Source organism: Cryobacterium breve (assembly GCF_027594785.1).
GTDB lineage: Bacteria > Actinomycetota > Actinomycetes > Actinomycetales > Microbacteriaceae > Cryobacterium > Cryobacterium breve_A.
The window spans coordinates 2,604,554-2,622,296 of the sequence record NZ_CP075584.1 but is presented as its reverse complement, the minus strand read 5'-3'; the positions used below and the strand labels follow the sequence as shown (position 1 = coordinate 2,622,296).

General features: G+C 70.0%; 17 protein-coding genes and 1 pseudogene. 6 read left to right on the top strand and 12 right to left on the bottom strand.

All coding sequences use genetic code 11. The annotated features are described in order from the left end of the window. Positions 1-414 (bottom strand): hypothetical protein, encoded by a 414-nt coding sequence (locus KIV56_RS12855; RefSeq protein WP_281533750.1) that lies wholly within the window; start codon positions 412-414, stop codon positions 1-3. Between the two features lie 181 nt (positions 415-595). On the opposite strand from KIV56_RS12855, the gene KIV56_RS12850 reads away from it, so the two are divergent. Further along, positions 596-1,627 carry a ribokinase gene (locus KIV56_RS12850; RefSeq protein ID WP_281533749.1) on the top strand — a complete coding sequence of 344 codons (1,032 nt, stop codon included), beginning with the start codon at positions 596-598 and terminating at the stop codon, positions 1,625-1,627. Positions 1,628-1,657: 30 nt separating this feature from the next. On the opposite strand, the gene KIV56_RS12845 is transcribed toward KIV56_RS12850, so the two are convergent. Then, entirely contained in the window at positions 1,658-2,032 is a 375-nt protein-coding gene (locus tag KIV56_RS12845) for a sterol carrier family protein (RefSeq protein WP_281533748.1), read from the bottom strand. 345 nt (positions 2,033-2,377) lie between these two features. Here KIV56_RS12845 and purD point away from each other — a divergent pair, with 345 nt between their 5' ends. The 4 genes and pseudogenes from purD to KIV56_RS12825 all read left to right on the top strand — a co-directional run bounded on the left by purD (position 2,378) and on the right by KIV56_RS12825 (position 6,406). After that, entirely contained in the window at positions 2,378-3,646 is a 1,269-nt protein-coding gene (gene purD / locus KIV56_RS12840) for a phosphoribosylamine--glycine ligase (protein WP_281533747.1), read from the top strand. Between the two features lie 194 nt (positions 3,647-3,840). Further along, positions 3,841-4,812, top strand: coding sequence for a phosphoribosylaminoimidazolesuccinocarboxamide synthase (locus KIV56_RS12835; protein ID WP_281533746.1), 972 nt, complete (start codon positions 3,841-3,843; stop codon positions 4,810-4,812). Between the two features lie 58 nt (positions 4,813-4,870). Further along, positions 4,871-5,248, top strand: a complete 378-nt coding sequence (locus KIV56_RS12830) for a VOC family protein (protein ID WP_281533745.1) — start codon at positions 4,871-4,873, stop codon at positions 5,246-5,248. A gap of 320 nt (positions 5,249-5,568) precedes the next feature. After that, a pseudogene (locus tag KIV56_RS12825) lies at positions 5,569-6,406 on the top strand (VOC family protein). A 77-nt stretch (positions 6,407-6,483) separates the two neighbouring features. Here the strand turns inward: KIV56_RS12825 and KIV56_RS12820 are convergent. The 10 genes from KIV56_RS12820 to KIV56_RS12775 all read right to left on the bottom strand — a co-directional run bounded on the left by KIV56_RS12820 (position 6,484) and on the right by KIV56_RS12775 (position 16,120). Continuing rightward, complete coding sequence (locus KIV56_RS12820; protein WP_281533744.1) at positions 6,484-7,665, bottom strand: glycoside hydrolase family 1 protein; 1,182 nt, start codon at positions 7,663-7,665, stop codon at positions 6,484-6,486. A 90-nt stretch (positions 7,666-7,755) separates the two neighbouring features. Then, the gene (locus KIV56_RS12815) at positions 7,756-8,700 is read right to left on the bottom strand and encodes an alpha/beta fold hydrolase (RefSeq protein ID WP_281533743.1); all 945 of its coding nucleotides are present in this window, start codon (positions 8,698-8,700) and stop codon (positions 7,756-7,758) included. Then, on the bottom strand, positions 8,693-9,094 hold the full coding sequence (locus KIV56_RS12810) for an ATP-binding cassette domain-containing protein (protein WP_281533742.1): 402 nt from the start codon (positions 9,092-9,094) through the stop codon (positions 8,693-8,695). Before KIV56_RS12810 ends, KIV56_RS12815 begins: the two co-directional genes overlap by 8 nt. Positions 9,095-9,099: 5 nt before the next feature. Next, complete coding sequence (locus KIV56_RS12805) at positions 9,100-10,455, bottom strand: ATP-binding cassette domain-containing protein (RefSeq protein WP_281533741.1); 1,356 nt, start codon at positions 10,453-10,455, stop codon at positions 9,100-9,102. Beyond that, positions 10,452-11,369 (bottom strand): ABC transporter permease, encoded by a 918-nt coding sequence (locus KIV56_RS12800; protein ID WP_281533740.1) that lies wholly within the window; start codon positions 11,367-11,369, stop codon positions 10,452-10,454. The genes KIV56_RS12805 and KIV56_RS12800 overlap by 4 nt, the downstream gene beginning before the upstream one ends. Before the next feature lie 4 nt (positions 11,370-11,373). Continuing rightward, on the bottom strand, positions 11,374-12,354 hold the full coding sequence (locus KIV56_RS12795) for an ABC transporter permease (protein WP_281533739.1): 981 nt from the start codon (positions 12,352-12,354) through the stop codon (positions 11,374-11,376). A gap of 136 nt (positions 12,355-12,490) precedes the next feature. Further along, on the bottom strand, positions 12,491-12,928 hold the full coding sequence (locus KIV56_RS12790) for a hypothetical protein (RefSeq protein WP_281533738.1): 438 nt from the start codon (positions 12,926-12,928) through the stop codon (positions 12,491-12,493). Further along, positions 12,873-14,141, bottom strand: coding sequence for an ABC transporter substrate-binding protein (locus tag KIV56_RS12785; RefSeq protein WP_281533737.1), 1,269 nt, complete (start codon positions 14,139-14,141; stop codon positions 12,873-12,875). Before KIV56_RS12785 ends, KIV56_RS12790 begins: the two co-directional genes overlap by 56 nt. Before the next feature lie 158 nt (positions 14,142-14,299). Continuing rightward, on the bottom strand, positions 14,300-15,412 hold the full coding sequence (locus KIV56_RS12780; RefSeq protein ID WP_281533736.1) for a LacI family DNA-binding transcriptional regulator: 1,113 nt from the start codon (positions 15,410-15,412) through the stop codon (positions 14,300-14,302). Then, positions 15,413-16,120 (bottom strand): TetR/AcrR family transcriptional regulator, encoded by a 708-nt coding sequence (locus KIV56_RS12775; RefSeq protein WP_281533735.1) that lies wholly within the window; start codon positions 16,118-16,120, stop codon positions 15,413-15,415. 269 nt (positions 16,121-16,389) lie between these two features. On the opposite strand from KIV56_RS12775, the gene KIV56_RS12770 reads away from it, so the two are divergent. After that, positions 16,390-17,679 (top strand): kynureninase, encoded by a 1,290-nt coding sequence (locus tag KIV56_RS12770; RefSeq protein WP_281533734.1) that lies wholly within the window; start codon positions 16,390-16,392, stop codon positions 17,677-17,679. Positions 17,680-17,743 lie beyond the last annotated feature (64 nt).

Below are 17,743 nucleotides of genomic sequence, written 5' to 3'. Positions count from 1 at the left end.
TTACAGCGTATTAGCGCTGGATGTTGGGGGGTCGTCTGCCTCGGCAGGAGCGTTCTCAACGCTCGCGCCGTAGACGCCCAGTCTATCGACGACGACCGTCTGGACCGAGCGACCGGTGAATCGGTCGATCAGGATCGCCACCAGGGCGCCGAGGGCAAGGCCGACGACCACTCCGACGAGGAGGAGGAATCCGAAGACCTGGAGGAGCCCGAATTCGGCCGTCTGGGGGAAGCCGACGGTGAGGATGAGTGCGGTGACCGCCCCGAGGACGGCACCGACGATCATGAAGTTGAGGTAGCGCGGGGAGCGCCGCACGGTGGCCGCTGCCTGGCCGACGAGGATCTCGGGGACCGCGGTGCCCGGGGCGGGCTGCACGGGGGCGATGTCGTTCCCTGGCTGCTCGGTTGCGCTCATGGGGATATTCTCGCACGCGCGCCCGGGGAGTGCGCCGGGAGAACACGGGAGTGCGGTCGCCGCCGCGCCGGTTTCGGCAGGCCGCGGCCGCCGTTTCGGGCGCGGCCCGCGGAAACCGGCGCGGGTGCGAGCAGACGAGGGCGCGGCGTGCCGAAACCGGCGCGGGTGCGACACTGGACGGGTGAACAGGATTGCGGTGCTCGGAAGCGCGAACATGGACCTCGTCGTGCGCCAGCCGCGACTCCCCCGCCCCGGCGAGACGATCTTCGGCCACGACTTCGCCCTCGTGCCCGGTGGCAAGGGACTCAACCAGGCGGTTGCCGCAGCCAGGCAGGGCGGTACGGTCGATTTCCTCGGGGCGGTCGGACGCGATGCCTACGGGACGGAACTCCGGGCACTGCTCGTGAGCGAAGGCATCCGCGTGGATGGTCTCGACACTGTCGACGGGCCGACCGGCACCGCGCACATCACCGTGCTCGACTCCGGCGAGAACTCGATCGTCGTCGTCTCGGGCGCGAACGCCGCCGTGACGTCGCTCGACGAAGGGCAGCGCGCCGCGATCGCGGCGGCGGACTTCCTCGTGCTGCAGTGTGAGCTTCCCGTGTCGACGCTCATCGAGGGGCTCGCGGTCGCGCGGGCGTCTGGGACGTTCACGGTTTTCACCCCCGCTCCGGTCGTGCCGCTGCCCGCGGCGTTCCTCGCCGGCGTCGACCTCGTCGTGGCCAACCGCCTCGAGGCCGAGGAGTTCACGGGTGAAACGGATGCCGCACGCGCGGCAGAGTCCCTCAGCGCACGCCGGGGTTGGGCGATCGTCACGCTCGGCGATGAGGGTTGCGTCGTCGCCAGGGGCGGCGTCGCGCTCGGGCTCGCGCCCGCCCGGCCGGTGCGCCCCGTGGACACCACGGGTGCCGGCGACACGTTCGTCGGCGCGCTCGTCGCGCGGCTTGCCGAGGGTGCCGCGGGTACGGCGGGTACGTCAGGCGCCGCAGATGCTGCGGATGCTGCGGATGCCAACGCTGCTGGAGGCGCTTCGGATGCGGCCGTCACGGATGACGCGCGACCGGACACCGCGCGTGCCCGCCCTGAGATTTCGGAGGACGCGATGATCGACGCCATTCGCTGGGCGACGGTTGCAGCATCCGTTTCGGTCACCCGGGCCGGCGCGACGGCTTCGATGCCGACTCGCGCCGAGGTCGCCGCGATCCTCGCCTGAACCCACGGAAGCGGGGAAGCGTGGGGAGACTCAGGGCGCGAGCGTGAGGGGCAGCGGCAGGTGCGCGGAGAGGTCGGCGCGCTGCCCGCTCGCGTGGATGCGCCCGCTCGCGAGACCGTCTGACCACGCGAGCTCGCCGGTCGCGAGGGCGAGCCAGGTCGCGGCATCCGTTTCGACGACGTTGGGCGGGGTGCCGCGGGTGTGCCGGGGGCCGGCGATGCACTGCACGGCGCCGAACGGCGGCACGCGCACCTCGAGGGTGTTGCCGTTGGCCTCCTCGGAAAGCAGCTGCAGGGTGTAGCGCACGGCGAGCGCGCGGATGTCCCGGCTCGCGCCCGCAGCATCCGCAGCGTAGCCGCGCACCGCGGCCCGGCCCACCCCGTCATCGATCCTCGCGTTTGCCATTCCCCCATTCTGCCGGGTTCCCGGCGCCGACCGGCCCGGATTCGCCACGCGCCGGTGCGGCTCCTCGCCCCCTGCGCCTGCCCGGTGGTGGCGAACTCAGGAGATCCGCCGCCCGTGGTCTGCTCCGCCGCGTATTTTCGGGCGCAGGTCTCAGGCGCGCGCCAGTTCTTCCTGAGTTACCCCCCCGGCGGAACGGGTCACGCGACTCGGGGTTGGGTGCACCTGTTACCGATGCGGACAATTGCGGCTCGCACACCGGCAACAGCTGTCCGCACCGGCCACAGGTGCGCCGAGGGAGCCGGCGTGCGAGGCCGGGGTGTGACCGGCATCCGGTAGCCTGAACCGGTGAGAATTCTGGTCCTCGGTTCCGGTGCCCGCGAGCACGCCATCATCACCGCCCTGCTCCGCGAGGAGCCGCGCCACGAGGTCGTAGCCGCGCCCGGCAACGCCGGCATCGCCGCAGCGGTGCCCGTGGTCGCGCTCGACCCGAACGTGCCCGGCGCCGTCACCGAGTACGCGATCGAGCACGGCGTCGACCTCGTCGTGATCGGCCCGGAGGCTCCCCTCGTCGCGGGCGTCGCCGACGCGCTGCGGGCACAGGGCATCCCGGTGTTCGGCCCGGGCCGCGCCGCCGCCGCCCTCGAGGGCAGCAAGACCTTCGCCAAGCGCATCATGGACGAGGCCGACGTGCCGACCGGCCGCGCCGAACGCGCCGGCACCCTCGCCGAGGCGACCCGCGCCCTCGACGAGTTCGGGGCGCCGTACGTCGTCAAGGCCGACGGCCTCGCCGCGGGCAAGGGCGTGCTCGTCACGGAGGACCGCGTCGCCGCCCTCGCCCACGCCGAGCACTGGCTGCAGCACGGCGGCGTGCTCATCGAGGAATTCCTCGCCGGCCAGGAGGTGTCCCTGTTCTTCCTGAGCGACGGCCACACCGTGCTGCCGCTCTCCCCCGCGCAGGACTACAAGCGCCTCGCCGACGGCGACCTCGGCCCGAACACCGGCGGCATGGGCGCGTACTCGCCGCTGCCCTGGCTCGACGCCGGCTTCGGCAGCGAACAGGCCTTCGTCGACGAGGTGCTCGACACGATCGCCCTGCCGACCGTCCGCCGCCTCGCCGCCGAGGACACCCCCTTCATCGGGCTGCTCTATTGCGGCCTCATTCTGACGGATGCCGGCATCCGCGTCATCGAGTTCAACGCGCGTTTCGGTGACCCCGAGACCCAGGTCGTGCTGCCCCGGCTCGTGACCCCGCTCTCCGGGCTGCTGCTCGCGGCATCCACCGGCGGGCTCGGCGGGCTGGCCCGACCGGTGTTCTCCGACGCGTCCTGCGTTACTGTCGTGCTGGCGAGCGAGAACTACCCCGATACCCCGGTGACCGGGCGGGCGATCACGGGCCTCGATGCGGCATCCGCTGTCGACGGCGTCACGATCGCGCACGCCGCGACGGCCCTCGTCGACGGAAGACTCGTCTCCACCGGCGGCCGGGTGCTGAGCGTCGTCGCCCTCGGCGACGGCTTCGCCGAGGCCCGCAGCCGCGTGTACAGCGCCCTCACCGAGATCACCCTCGAGGGCGCGCAGTTCCGCACGGACATCGCCGCCCGCGTCGTCGCCTGAACCCGTCGCCCCGCGAAACGTCCTGCCCTGTTGCCGACCGCACGGCCGCCCCGTGTGAACCAATTCGACGGAGTTTCTGCGTTTCCGACGCGTGAGCAGGCCGATAAACCGGTTCAGAACCGAAAATCTCCGTCGAATTCGTCAGGGCGGGGCGCGTTTGGCGCGGGGGCCGGGCTGTGCGGGAGAATGGGGCCGTGACCGCACTCGACCAGCCGACCGCATCCGCCCCCCTCGACCTCCCGGGCTGGCGCCACGCCTACTCCGGCAAGGTGCGCGACCTGTACGTGCCGGCCGATCCGGCAGCGGAGGCGGATGCCGCGACGCCCGACCTCGACGCCGCCTCCCGCGTGCTCGTGGTCGCGAGCGATCGCGTCAGCGCCTTCGACCACGTGCTCGAGCCCGGCATCCCGGGCAAGGGCGTGCTGCTCACCACGCTCAGCCTCTGGTGGTTCGGGCAGCTCGCCGGGATTCCCAACCACCTGCTGGCGAATGCTGCGACCGCGGGTACAGAGGAGGCCGCCGGCATCCCCGCTGCCGTCGCCGGCCGCGCCATGCTCTGCACGACCCTCGACATGTTCCCGATCGAGTGCGTCGTGCGCGGTTACCTCACCGGCTCCGGCTGGAAGGAATACCAGACCAGCCAGACGGTCTGCGGCCTGCCGCTCCCTGCCGGGCTGCAGAACGGCGACCGCCTGCCGGAACCGATCTACACCCCCGCGTGGAAGGCCCCGATGGGCGAGCACGACGAGAACATCTCCTTCGAGCGCACAGTGGAGCTCGTCGGCGCCGACGTCGCCGCGGAACTGCGCCGCCTCTCCCTCGAGATCTTCAGCCGGGCATCCGTCATCGCCGAGCAGAACGGCGTGATCCTCGCCGACACCAAGTTCGAGTTCGGCGCCGACCGCACGACCGGCGAGATCACCCTCGCCGACGAGGTGCTCACGAGCGACTCAAGCCGATACTGGGATGCCGCCCTCTGGCAGACCGGCACGACCCCCGAGCAGCGGATGTCGAGCTTCGACAAGCAGATCGTCCGCGACTGGCTCAGCGCGCACTGGGACCAGACGGGCACACCGCCGGCGCTCCCGGAGGACATCATCGCGCGCACCGCCGCCCGCTACCGGGAACTGCTCACCCGGCTCACCGGGACAACCGCAGGCGCCTGACCGACGCGCGCGGTCACAGGACTCGGCGCCCGGCGCCGCCGAATGTTACGCTCCGGGCATGCGAATCAAGATGTGCAGCGTCCACGTAAAAGACCCCGCCACTGCGTTCGATTTCTACACGTCCGTCCTCGGATTCGAGAAGCTTCTCGCCATGCCGGAGCACCAGCTGTACATCGTCAAGTCCGCGGAGGACCCGGACGGCGTCGGCCTCCTTCTCGAGCCGAGCGACAACAAGGTGGCCGCGAAGTACGCCCAGGGCATCCGCGCCCTCGGTCTCCCCGCGATCGTCTTCGGCAGCCCCGACGTCCGCGCCGAATACGAGCGGCTCGGCCGGCTCGGCGTGCAGTTCACGAGCGAACCGTACACGGATGCCTTCGGCACCTCCGTCCTGTTCGACGACACCTGCGGCAACCTGATCCAGCTTCACCAGGACTGACGCGACCGCGACCCTCGCCCGGCGCGACCCTGCCGACGTCCGCGCGCCCTCCCACGCCCGCGCGGGGGCTAACTCAGGAGATCCGCCCGGCCGCCTACGAGCGATGCCCGGACCAGTGCGGCGAACCGCCGGCGACCCACCGACCGCCGGACGGATTTCCTGAATTAGCCACGCACAGATCCGCCGACCGGGGTCCGCGGGCGCACATCCCGGAATGTGCAGGAGTTATGCCTCACGGGCGCCGGAATAGCGGGGCGGGGGCATCCGTTGAGGCAGATGTGACCAGATCCGGATCAGAACTCCTCCCCGCGGCGACCGGAATGGGCGCCGTCACCCTGCGTGTCGGCAACCTCGACCGCATGATCGCGTACTACCGCGACGCCGTCACGCTCAGCCTGCTCAGCCAGGACGGCCCCATCGCTGTGATGGGGCGTGGCACGACCCCGATCGTGATCCTGCAGCACGCCCCTGAGCTTGCCGCCCCCGAGCCCCGCTCAAGCGGCCTGTTCCACATCGCGATCCTGTTCGAGACCCAGGCGCAACTCGCCGCGGCGGTCTACTCGGTCGCCACGAAGCATCCGGGCACCTTCACCGGCAGCGCCGATCACCTCGTCAGCCAGGCGTTCTACTTCACCGACCCCGAGGGCAACGGCATCGAGCTCTACTGGGACCGTGACCGCACCGAGTGGAGCCTGGGCCCACGGCCAGGTCGAGATGGCCACGCTCGCCCTAGACCCCAACGTCTTCATCGGCGAGCACCTCACCGAGGCCGGAGTGTCCGACCCGGGTGCCGGTAACGCGATCGTGGGTCACGTGCATCTCTCCGTCGGCGACGTGCCGACCGCCCGCGCCTTCTACGTCGACCGGCTCGGCTTCGAGGCCACCGCCAACTTCGGCCCGTCCGCGCTCTTCGTCTCGGCCGGCGGGTACCACCATCACATGGCGATGAACACCTGGAACAGCGCCGGCTCCGGCAGGCGCCGTCTGGCCCTCGGGCTCGGCGAGGTCGACATCGTCCTGCCCGGCGCCGACGACCTCGGCGCGCTCGGCGAGCGGATGTCCCACTTCGGCATCCCGACCCGGCACGACGGGCAGAGTCTCGGCTTCGACGACCCCTGGGGCAACCAGATCGTGGTGCGCACGGCCATCCCCGCCTGACGGCGGCGAACGTCGCCGACCCCGCGCTAGGCTGCGACGGCGACGGCGACGGCATCAGGCAGCGTCAGGCGGCGGCGTCAGGCGGCGGGCAGCGCGTTCGCCCGCGCCACGCCGCCGAGCCAGGCCAGGCTCGGCTTGGGCGTGCGAACGAAGGTCGTGCGGTCGACGGCGATGAGGCCGAAGGTCGGCCGGAACCCGCTCGCCCACTCGTAGTTGTCGAGCGCACTCCAGTGCTGGTACCCGATCACCTCGACCCCGTCGGCGATCGCCGCGTGCAGGCCGCGGAGGGCACCGTCCGTGTAGGCGATGCGGCGAGAGTCGTCCGCCGTGGCGATGCCGTTCTCCGTCACCATGACCGGCACGTGGCCGCTGAGCTCCCAGGCGGCACGCACGCCCAGCTCGAGCGCGGGCGGGTAGAACTCCCACCCGGTGAGTGTCTTCTCCACGTTCGCCTTCACCGGGAGGGGCCCGGTGGGGCCGATGAATGTGCGCGTGTACGCCTGGACGCCGACAAAATCGTCGCCGGCGGCGTTCTCGAGGTACCAGTCGTCGCTCGGATAGCCGTACTCCTGCAACTTCGCGTCAGCGCCGGGCTCACCCGTCGACTGGAACGCCTGGGTGGCGACGGTCCAGCCCGACTTGAGGCCGGGCACCGACGCGAGCACCTCCCGCGAAGCCTTGTGCGCGGCGAGCAGCGCGTCGGCGACCTGCAGGTCGGGGCGGGGCAGGCCGAACGCGACCAGATTGGCCGCCTGCTCCCCGCCGGCGAGCATCGCGGCGATGTTCGGCTCGTTGATCGTGCAGACGTACTCGACGCCCTCCGACACGATCGGCAGGGCCGCCTCGGTGAAGCGTGCGAAGAGCTCGGGCGCGTCCGGATTGCGCCAGAAGCCGCGTTCGAACATCCACTGCGGCACCGTGAAGTGCATCAGGGTGACCACCGGGTTGAGCCCGCAGGAGAGGGCGGTGTCCACCATCCGGCGGTAGTGGTCGATCTCGGCGTGCGACACGCAGCCGGGCGCCGGTTCGATTCGGCTCCACTCGACGCTGAAGCGGTACGAGGTGAGCCCGGCGTCGGCGAGCAGCTTCATGTCCTCGCGAAAACGGTGGTAGCTGTCCATGGCATCGCCGCTTGGCTCGACGATCTGCGTGTCGGCGGCGTGCTCCTTGACCCACCAGTCGTTGTTGACGTTGTTGCCCTCGACCTGGTGGGCGGCCGTTGCGGCGCCCCAGAGGAAGCCGTTCGGAAAGTTGAGCACGATAACTCCTTGTTGGAAGCGGAAGATCGAAATAGCAGTGGCCGTTCCTGGCCGGGCCGGGCGGCAGTACGGGTGTCGGTGCCGGCGTGGTCACTCCAGCGGGGCCGGTGACGGATGCCGGGGGTCGCGCCCGAAGAACCCGTCGAGCAGGTCGGCGGTCACCTCGGGGTTCTCGAGCTGGGGTGAATGCGCGGCGTCCGGGATCACCGCGTACTGGGCGTCGAGCAGCCCGGCCATCGCGGCCTGCCAGTCCTGGGGCCAGGCGGGGTCGTCCGCACCGTGCGCGACGAGAACGTCGAGCCCGGTCGCGAGCAGGTCCCCGGTGGTGTCGGTCTCGTCGGCGAGGATCGCGGCCGCTCCGAGCAGTTGTTCGTCGCTCGTCTGCCCCAGGCGCAGCCGGCGGAACGCCTCGTCGGCGGTGAGGGCCGCGTCGGGCAGGCCGACGGTGTGCGGGTTGTCCTCGTTCCACCACGCGGCGGAGCCGCGCGAACGGAGGATCTCCTCCTCCCGGTCCAGGCGACCCGCCCACCCGTGCGGGCCGGAGCAGAGCAGGGTGAGGTCGGCGAAGCTCCCCGGAGAGGCGATCGCCGCTGCCCTGGCCACCACGCCGCCGAAACTGTGGCCGAGCAGGTGCACCTCCCGGCCGCCACCGACGAGCGCGGCCACCGCGACGGCATCCCCGGCGAAGTCCTCGAGACCGTAGTTCTCGATTCCGACGGGGGCGGCGGAGTCCGCCTGGCCGCGCTGGCTGTACGACCAGGCCTCCCAGCCCCGCGCCGCCAGGAGCGGCAGGAACCCGCCGAAGTCCTCCTTCGACCCGGTGAAGCCGGGCACGAGCAGCACGACACCGCGCACGGATCCCTCCGGCAGAGAGCGAATGGCGGTCAGCCGACCGACCGGGAGGTCGATGCCCACGTTCGTGACGGCATCCGTCAGCGGGATCGGCAGGGTGCCGAACCGGGCGACGCGGGGCCAGTCGGAATGCCGGCCGGGCGACGGGGTGGCCGGACCGGCCGGGGTTGTCTGGTCACTCATGAGTTGTTCCGTTCGGGATGAGGGCGGGACCGCGGGTGCCGGGCTGCGGGATCGCGTCGAGCAGCCGGATCGTGTAATCGTCCCGCGGGTTCTGCAGCACGGTCGCGGTCGGGCCTTCCTCCACGACGGTGCCATGGTTGAGCACCATGATCTGGTCGGTCACGAGTCGCGCGCTCAACAGGTCGTGGGTGATGTAGAGCATGCTCACTCCCCAGGTTTCGCGCAGGCTGTCGAGCAGGGCGAGCACGCCGGCGCGCAGCGAGACGTCGAGCATCGAGACGGGCTCGTCGGCGATGATCACCTGCGGGTCGCTCGCGAGCGCCCGGGCGATCACGACGCGCTGGCGCTGCCCGCCGGAGAGCTGGTGCGGCAGCCGCGACGCGAACTGTTCCACCGGGGTCAGCCCGACGGTCTCGAGCAGGCTCGAGCACCCGGGCGCGGGCGTCCCGGCCGCGGAGCTTCGAGTAGTTCAGGATCGGCCTGGTCAGGGTGTACTCGACGGTGTGCAGCGGGTTGAGTGCCGCATACGGGTCCTGGAACACCATCTGGACCTCGGTGTGCAGCCGCTTGAGCCTGGCGCCGCTTGATCGTGTCGATCCGCAGGTCGCCGAAGGTGATCGTGCCGCCCGTCGGGCGCTCGACCCCGGTGATGAGCTTGGCGATCGTGCTCTTGCCGCTGCCGCTGGCCCCGACGAGGGCCATCGAGGCGCCCGGTTCGAGGGTGAACGACACGTTGTCGACGGCGAGCACGGGCTGCTCCCCCGGTTCGGCCGCGGATAGAGCTTGGAAACCCCACTGACAACAATGGCCTCGCGGGCGGCGCGTCCCTCGCGGCGACGCACCCCGGGCTCCGGGGCAGACGCTGTGGACGCGGCCGGCACGGCAGATGCGGCGGAGCCGGCGGATGCGATCGATACATCCGTCTCCCGTTGCGCGCCGCGCGCGACGAGCCCGGGCACCTCGACGACGGCCGCACGCGGGTCGCCGTAGTGGCTGAGCAGCATGCGGGTGTACGGATGCTGCGGCGCGGCCAGGATCTGCGCGGCCGGGGCATCCTCGACGATGAGACCGTCGTGCATGACCATCACGCGTTCGGTGACCTCGAGCACCATCCCAAGGTCGTGGCTGATCAGCACGGCCGTGAAGCGCTCGGACTTCTGCAGGCTCGCGGATGGTGTCCATGACGGCGTGCTGCACGAGCACGTCGAGGGCCGTCGTCGGCTCGTCGAAGACCATCAGGCGGGGCTCGAGCGAGAGGGCGAGCGCGATCGAGACGCGCTGCCGCATGCCGCCGCTGAGCTCGCCGGAGAAGCGGTCGAGCACGCTCACCGGCAACTCGACCTTGCCGACGAGTTCGGCGGCGCGCTTCGCCCGATTCGCCTTCGACACGTGGCCGTGCGCGGCGAAGATGTCGTAGAAGTGATTGCGGATGCTGCGCACCGGGTTGAGCGCGTTCATGCCGGACTGCAGCACCATCGCGAAACCGCCGTGCCGCTGCACCCGGAGGTCCCGCGGGCTGAGCGAGGCGATGTCCACCCCGTCGAAGAGGATGGTGCCGCCGCTGACCCTGGCCGGGGGCCTGGAGAGGCCGGTGAGCGCGAAGCCCAGCGTGGACTTACCGGACCCGGACTCGCCGACCAGACCCACGAAGTCGCCCTGTTCGAGATCGAAGGAGACGTCCTTCACGGCCGGGACCGGTTCGGCGCCGTTCGGTTCGTAGACGACGCTGAGGCCCTGCACACTGACGAGGCTCATCTTTTCGATCCTTCCCTGAGGCGCGGATTACTGAGGCCGTCGACGCCGAAGTTGATCAGGCTCATCGAGGTCGCCAGCAGCGAGATGCAGAGGCCGGGGGCGAAGAGCAGCACCCACTGGCCGGTGAGGAGCGCGTTGCTGTTCTGCGCCCAGAAGAGCATGGTGCCCCAGCTGACGGTGGTGGAGTCGCCGAGTCCGAGGAACTCGAGGCCGGCCTCTGCGAGGATCGCCGCGGTGGATGCGCCGAAGAAGCTTCCGACGATGAGCGAGGTCATGTTCGGCAGGATCTCGCGGAAAACGATGCGCGCCGGGCTCTCACCGCTGAAGACCGCCGCCGTGACGAAGTCGCGGGACCGCAGCGACTGGGTCTGGGAGCGCAGCACGCGCGCTCCCCACGCCCAACCGGTGATGACGACGACGAGCACGATCATGCCGATGCCGCCGTTCTGCAGGTAGGCGGCGATCACGATCATGAGCGGCAGGGCGGGGATGACCAGGAACAGGTTGACGACGAAGTTGATCACTTCGGCGGCGAAGCCGCGCAGGTACCCCCAGCTCAGGCCGATCAGCACCGCGATGATGGTGGAGAGCAGCCCCGCGGTGAATCCGACGAACACGGAGACGCGAGCGCCGTAGATGATCTGCGAGAGCACGTCCTGGCCGGCCGCGGTGGTGCCGAGCCAGTGGTCCGCACTCATGTCTTCGCTGCGGCCGAAGGTGTTCTCGGTCGCGCTGTATGGGGCGATCAGCGGGGCGAACACGGCGAGGATCACGAAGAGCAGGAGCAGCGCCACCCCGATCCGTGCCTTGGGCACGCTCCAGATGGTGGCGACGGCGCGGGTGATCACCCGGAAGGGGTTCGCCGGCCCGTCGTGGCCGGAGGGGATCTTGACGATCATGGTCGATGTGCTCATGGGGTCAGCGCCTCGTCCTCGGGTCCAGGATGCCGTACAGGATGTCGACAATGAAGTTCGCCAGGAGCACGCTGATCGTGATGATCAGAAAGAGCGCCTGCATGAGCGGGAAGTCCTGGTTGACGACCGCCGTGTACAGCAGGTAGCCGACTCCCGGGTAGCTGAACACCCGCTCGACGAGCAGGGACCCGCCGACGACGCCGCCGAGCGCGAGCCCGAACGAGGTCAGGTTCGGCAGGATGGCGTTTCGCGCGGCGTAGCGGATGGCCACGGTGCGCGGCCGGAGACCGTTCGCTTCCGCGAAGGTCACGTAGTCGTCCCCGAGGGTGTTGATCATGGTGCTCCGCATACCGAGGATCCAGCCGCCGAGGGAGGTGATCAGGATCGTCGTCGCGGGCAGGATGGAGTGGTAGAGCGCGTCGAGCAGGAACGGCCCGCTGAATTCCGGTGTCGCCGCGCTGCCGTACGCTCCCGAGGTGGGGAACCAGCCGGCCACGTAGCCGAGGAAGAAAAGCAGCAGCAGGGCCGTCCAGAAGTACGGGAACGCGCTCGCGAAGGTGCCGCCGACGGTGGGGAGAGTGTCCAGCCAGGTGCCGCGCTTCCAGGCCGCGAGCACCCCGAGCAGGGTGCCGCAGACGAAGGCGACGATCGTGACGAACCCCACGAGCACGAGGGTCCACGGCAGCGCCGTGCCAACCAGGCTCGCGACGGACTGCGGGAAGAAGGTGTACGAGACGCCGAAGTCGAAGTGCACGACGTTGTTGAGGTACTGGAGGTACTGGTCCCAGGCGCTGCCGGTCGGCACGCCGAGCTGGGCTTCGATGGCGGCCCGGGTGGAGGGGCTGACCGGGCCGTTCTGGGCCAGTTTCGCGATGGCGGCGTCCGCCGGGGAACCCGGCATCAGTCGCGGAAGGAGGAAGTTCAGCGTGACTGCAGCCCACAGGGTGAGCAGCAACAGGCCGACCTTACTCAGCAGGTAGCGCACAGGTCGTTCCTTTCGAGTCCTGGCCGGCGTTCCGGTGCGGAATGCGCGAGTGCCGGCAGTCCGTCATCGGAGTGCAGGCGGGGGTGGTGCTGCGGGCCAGTCCCCCCAGGGGTACCGGCCCGCAGCACCGGTCGGGTTACGCCTTCTTCAGGTGGGTCAGGATGAGCAGCGGCGTCGAGTTCCACGTGTTCGGCGGCGAGTACGCGTTGTCGGCGCTCGGCCAGTTGGTGAAGTTCTTGTCGCTCGTGAGGCCCCAGAGACCGCCGTAGAACATGCTGATCACGGGCAGCTGCTCGTACATCACGGTCTGCAGCTTCGCCGAAATGGCCTTCTGGTCTGCCGCGTCGGTCGAGCCCTTCAGCTGGGCGAGCAGGGCGTCGACCTTCGGGTCAGTGAAGCGACCGTAGTTGCCGGTCGTTCCGGTGCCGATCGGCGTCGCGAACTGACTGTTGAGCAGGGTGTTCATGTCCTGGAACACGCTGCCGGTTCCGCCGAAGCTGTTCATGGCGATATCGAAGTCACCCTTGCTGAGCGCCTCGGTGTACGCGGCCGGCTGCGGCTGGCTGAGCTTCACGTCGATGCCGATGGCGCCGAGCCTGCGTCTGCACGGTCTGCAGTCCCTGCAGCCAGTCGGTGTACCCGTTGGCGGTGAGGATGTTGATGCTCAGCTGGGTCCCGGCGGAGTCGACGAGCTTGCCGCCGGCCTGGGTGTAGCCGGCCTTGGCGAAGGCCGCGAGGGCCGCGGTCTCATCCTGGGCGACGGCTCCCCCGTCGGGCAGGTCCTTGTTCAGCCAGGCGTCCTGGTTCGGCAGGAGCAACCCGGACTGGCCGGCCGCCTCCACGTAGCCTTGCTCGGCATCCTTGGCGATCTTGCCACGGTCGAGCGCCAGGCTCAGTCCCTGACGGAAGTTCACGTCGTTGTACGGAGCCTTGGTGAGGTTCGGAGACAGCGTGACGGTGCCGCCCGGCGGGAACCAGTACTTGTTGTGCTGCTTGTCGGCGGCGACCCAGGTGCCCTCGACATCCGTCATGAAGGCGTACGCCCAGTCGTAGCCGTTCTTCACGACGTCGAGCTGGCTGTTCGCCGCCGGCAGCACGAGCTTGTCGACGGCGACCTTGTCTGCCTGCCAGTAGCCCGCGTTCTTCGTGAGCGTGTACTGGTTGGCTGTGAAGGTGTCGAGCACGAACGGACCGGTCGCGACCGGGGTCTCGTTCTTCCAGGTGACCGGGTCGGCCACGTCCTTCCAGATGTGCTCGGGAACGATGAGCTGCTGGTCGATGATCCCGGCGGCGGGAACGTCGTCGGCGAGGAGATGGAAGACGACGGTGTCGCCGACGACCTCGAGGCTCTGGATGTGCTGCCAGACCCCCCAGGTGTCGAGAGCCGGCGTCGCCTTGACGAGGTTGAAGGTGTAGAGCACGTCGGCGGGGGTGAAGGCCTCGCCGTCCGACCACTTCACGCCGGTGCGGATGTCGTAGACGACGGTCTTCGCATCGGGCAGGGTGACCCCGGTTGCGAGGAACGGTGTGGCCGTGCCGTCGAGGGTGTTGGTCACCTCGAGCGGCTCGTACATGTAGGTGGTGGCGACGCGCTTGCTGGTGGAGAACGGGTTGAAGTTCTTCTCGAAGGTGGGCGAACCGTTGTCGGCCGCGACCAGCAGGGAGCCGTCGCTCGGGGCGGCGGACTGTTTGTTGACGTTCATGCTGCACGCGCTCGTGGCCAGCAGTGCGGCCACACCAACGACGGCCAGGGCCGTGCGTCCGATGCGCCTTCTCAATTGCTTCATTGCTCTTGGATCCCTTGTGTCGACGTTGACTCGCGAAGCCACCGGCCCGGAATCGTGTTCCGGCTATTCGGGGGCCTCGGCTGTTTCCCCAACTGTATGCGCTTACATTCTGGAGCGCAAGCACGAGTTTCGAAGGCTCGGCCCGCCGGGAGCCCGGATCAGGGACGGGCGGGGCTGGGGTGGGCGGGGCCTTCCGAGCTTTCGCGCAGCAGCACTTTGACGGGAAGACGCGCGGTGATGGGCGGCTGGTCGGGGTGTTCGATCCGGCTGAGCATGGCGCGCATCGCGGCGCGGCCCAGCTCGACCATGGGCTGGTGCACCGTCGTGAGCCGTGGCCGGGAGAGCCGTCCGGCCTCGATCCCGTCGAAGCCGGTGACGATCACGTCCTCGGGAACCCTCACCCCTGCGGGGATCAGTACGTCGAGCATTCCGAGCGCCATCTGGTCGTTGCCGCACACGAGCGCCCGCGGCACGCGCCCGGTCGCGAGCATCGTCTCGGCGACGCCGCGGGCGCGGACCCGCGAGAACTCGCCGCGCAGCACCGGCAGCGCAGCGGGGTCGAGACCCGCGGCCTCGACGGCCTCGACGAAACCCTGGTACCGCTCCGCGTCGTCCGGCGAGTCGGCCGGCCCACCGACGTAGACGAGGTCGGTCAGCCCGTGCCGGGAGAGCAGGTGCGTCGTCAGGGCGCGCATGCCCTCGAGGTTGCTCACGCTCACGTGGTCGTGATGGTCGCCCCGCCGCGGGCCGGCGATCAACACCACCGGGATGCGCCGGGACACGTGGTCGAGGATGTCGTCGGGGACACTCCCGGCCAGCACGGCCATGCCGTCCACCCGACCGGCGATGTCGTTGACCATGTCCGCCGGGTTCGCGTCACGCCCGACGCCGACCATGAGGGCGAACCCGTGCCGCCAGGCTTCCCGCTCGCTGCCCCGCAGCACCTCGTCGAAGTACAGGTTCGGCGGGCGCACCTCACGGCTGTCCGGCACGTCGACCACGATCTCGACGGAGGTGTCCTGCACGAAGATCGCCTCGGACTGCTCGTCCTCGTCGTCGACGCTCGAGAAGTAGAGGCCGAGGACGCCGGTGCGGCGAGCCGCGAGCCCGCGCGCGCTTGCGCTCGGCACGTACCCGAGTGCGAGCACCGACGCGAGCACCCGCTGCCGGGTGGATGCGCGTACATCGTCGGGGCGGCGCAGCACCCTCGAGACCGTTGCGATGGACACACCCGCGTGGGCGGCCACGTCGTAGACGGTCGCGGCCTTCACTCAGGCCCCGGATCCCGCGGCGCGGCCGGATGCGGCTCGCTTGGCGCGCCGGGTGACCCCGTGAACCGCTGCCTGGAACTCGCGGGCGGCAAGCGGGCGACCGGGCAGCCGGGGCCGGTCCGTTGCCGGCAGCCGCAGTCCGTCGAGCACGATCGCGAGCTGCCTGCGCCATTGGCCGGTGTGGCCGCCGCCGTGCGTGCCGAGAGAGCCGACCATGGTGACCAGCACCGCGAGATCGACCGCGTCGACATCCGCCCGGAGTGCACCGTCCTTCTTGGCGCGGGCGACGAGGCCGGCGATCACGGCCTGGAACTCCGTGCCCTTGCCGCTGCCGGGGTCGATGACCTCCATGCGCTTGAGAATGTGCGGGAGCGCCGGATCGGCGACAAGCCACTCGGCGACGCGCTCCATGTAGAGCTCGATGCCGGCCCAGGCCGTAGGAGCCGCGGCGATCTCATCGCGGACGGTCGCGAGTTCGGCGAGCGCGATGTCGTAGAGCGCGCGCACGAGGTCGTCCCTGGTCGGGAAGTTTCGGTAGAGCGTGGCCACGCCGACGTCTGCGCGGCGGGCGATCTCCTCGAGTGAGGCGTCGACCCCGTTCTGCGCGATGAGCGTCCGCGCCTCGACGATCAGGCGCTCTCGGTTCTGCCGGGCGTCGCGCCGACGCGGTTGTGCGCCGTCCTGCGGGGTCGGTTCGGACGAAGTCATGGAGACGATTGTAAGTCCCCCAGCTATGACGAGTCGGAGGGAATCCTCCACGTCGCCTGTGCCTGCGCCCGGAATCCCTCGTCCGGGATAGAATCTCGCCGGAGAACCGGGTCTCTCATGCGGACCCGTGCATCTCGCCGGAGAACCGCGTCGCGCCGGTCGACGGCCCGCAGCATCCCTGAGAACCGAGGAATCCCGATGACGCCTCCCCCGATCCGAGCCGCACCGCCGGCGAGGGCACGGATGCCCACCTCGTCTTCGCCCGCCGAATGGACCGCATCGACGGGCTGGCCCACTACCGTCGGCAGTTCGTGGGCACTGAGGCAGGCGGTGCGGCGGGCAGCGCGGCCGATCCCTTCGTCTACCTCGACGGCAATTCGCTCGGTCGGCCGACCCTCGCGAGTGTCGGGCGGATCACCGAGTTCCTGACCCACAACTGGGGAACCCGGCTGATCCGCGGCTGGGACGAGGAGTGGATGGACCTTCCGTTCCGGATCGGCGACGAACTCGGGCGGGTTGCGCTCGGCGCGGCGCCTGGCCAGGTCTTCATCGGCGACTCGACGACCGTACTGCTCTATAAGCTCGCCCGGGCCGCGGTGGACTACCGCAGGGTCGGCTCCGAACCGGCGCGCACCGAGATCGTACTCGACACCGACAACTTCCCCACCGACCGGTACCTGCTCGAGGGCATCGCCGCCGAGCGCGGCCTGACCCTGCACTGGATCCACTCGAATCCCGCCGGCGGGGTCTCACTCGACCAGGTGCGCGCGGCGATCGGCCCGCAGACGGCGCTCGTGCTGCTCAGCCACGTCGCCTACCGCTCCGGGTACCTCGCCGACATGCGCCGGATCACCGCGGTGGCGCATTCGGTCGGCGCCCTCGTACTCTGGGACCTCAGCCACTCCGTCGGCTCCGTTCCCGTCGAGCTGGACCTTTGCGACGTCGACCTCGCCGTCGGCTGCTCGTACAAGTACCTCAACGGCGGGCCGGGGGCTCCCGCCTTCGGCTACGTGCGTCGCGACCTCCAGGACGTGCTCACCCAGCCGATCCAGGGCTGGATGGGCACGAAGGACGTGTTCACGATGGGGCCGGGGTATCGGCCGGCCGACGGCATCCGCCGGTTTCAGAGTGGGACACCACCGATCGTCGGCATGCTCGCGATGCAGGACACGATCGCGATGATCGGCGAAGCGGGCATCGAGGAGGTGCGGGCCAAGTCGGTCGCACTCACCGAATTCGCGATCACCCTCGTCGATGAGTGGCTCGCGCCCCTCGGTGCGACCCTCACGTCGCCACGAGACCCGCGCCACCGCGGCGGCCACGTCACCGTCAACCACCCGGCGATGCGCCAGGTCACGACGACGCTCTGGGAACACGACGTCATCCCCGATTTCCGTGGTCCGGAGGGTCTGCGGATCGGGCTGTCGCCGCTCAGCACGAGCTTCGTCGAGACGCTCGAGGGGGTCGCGGCGATCCGTGACGTGCTCCGCGGGGTACTGCTCGGGCAGGCAGGGCTGGCGGCCGCTCCCGTGCCCGGATCGGTGGTCCCCGGCCGCTGACCCGGTCGGGGACGCTTGGCACCACCCTTGCATGGGGGTGTTGTATGCGCATACACTCGGGTCG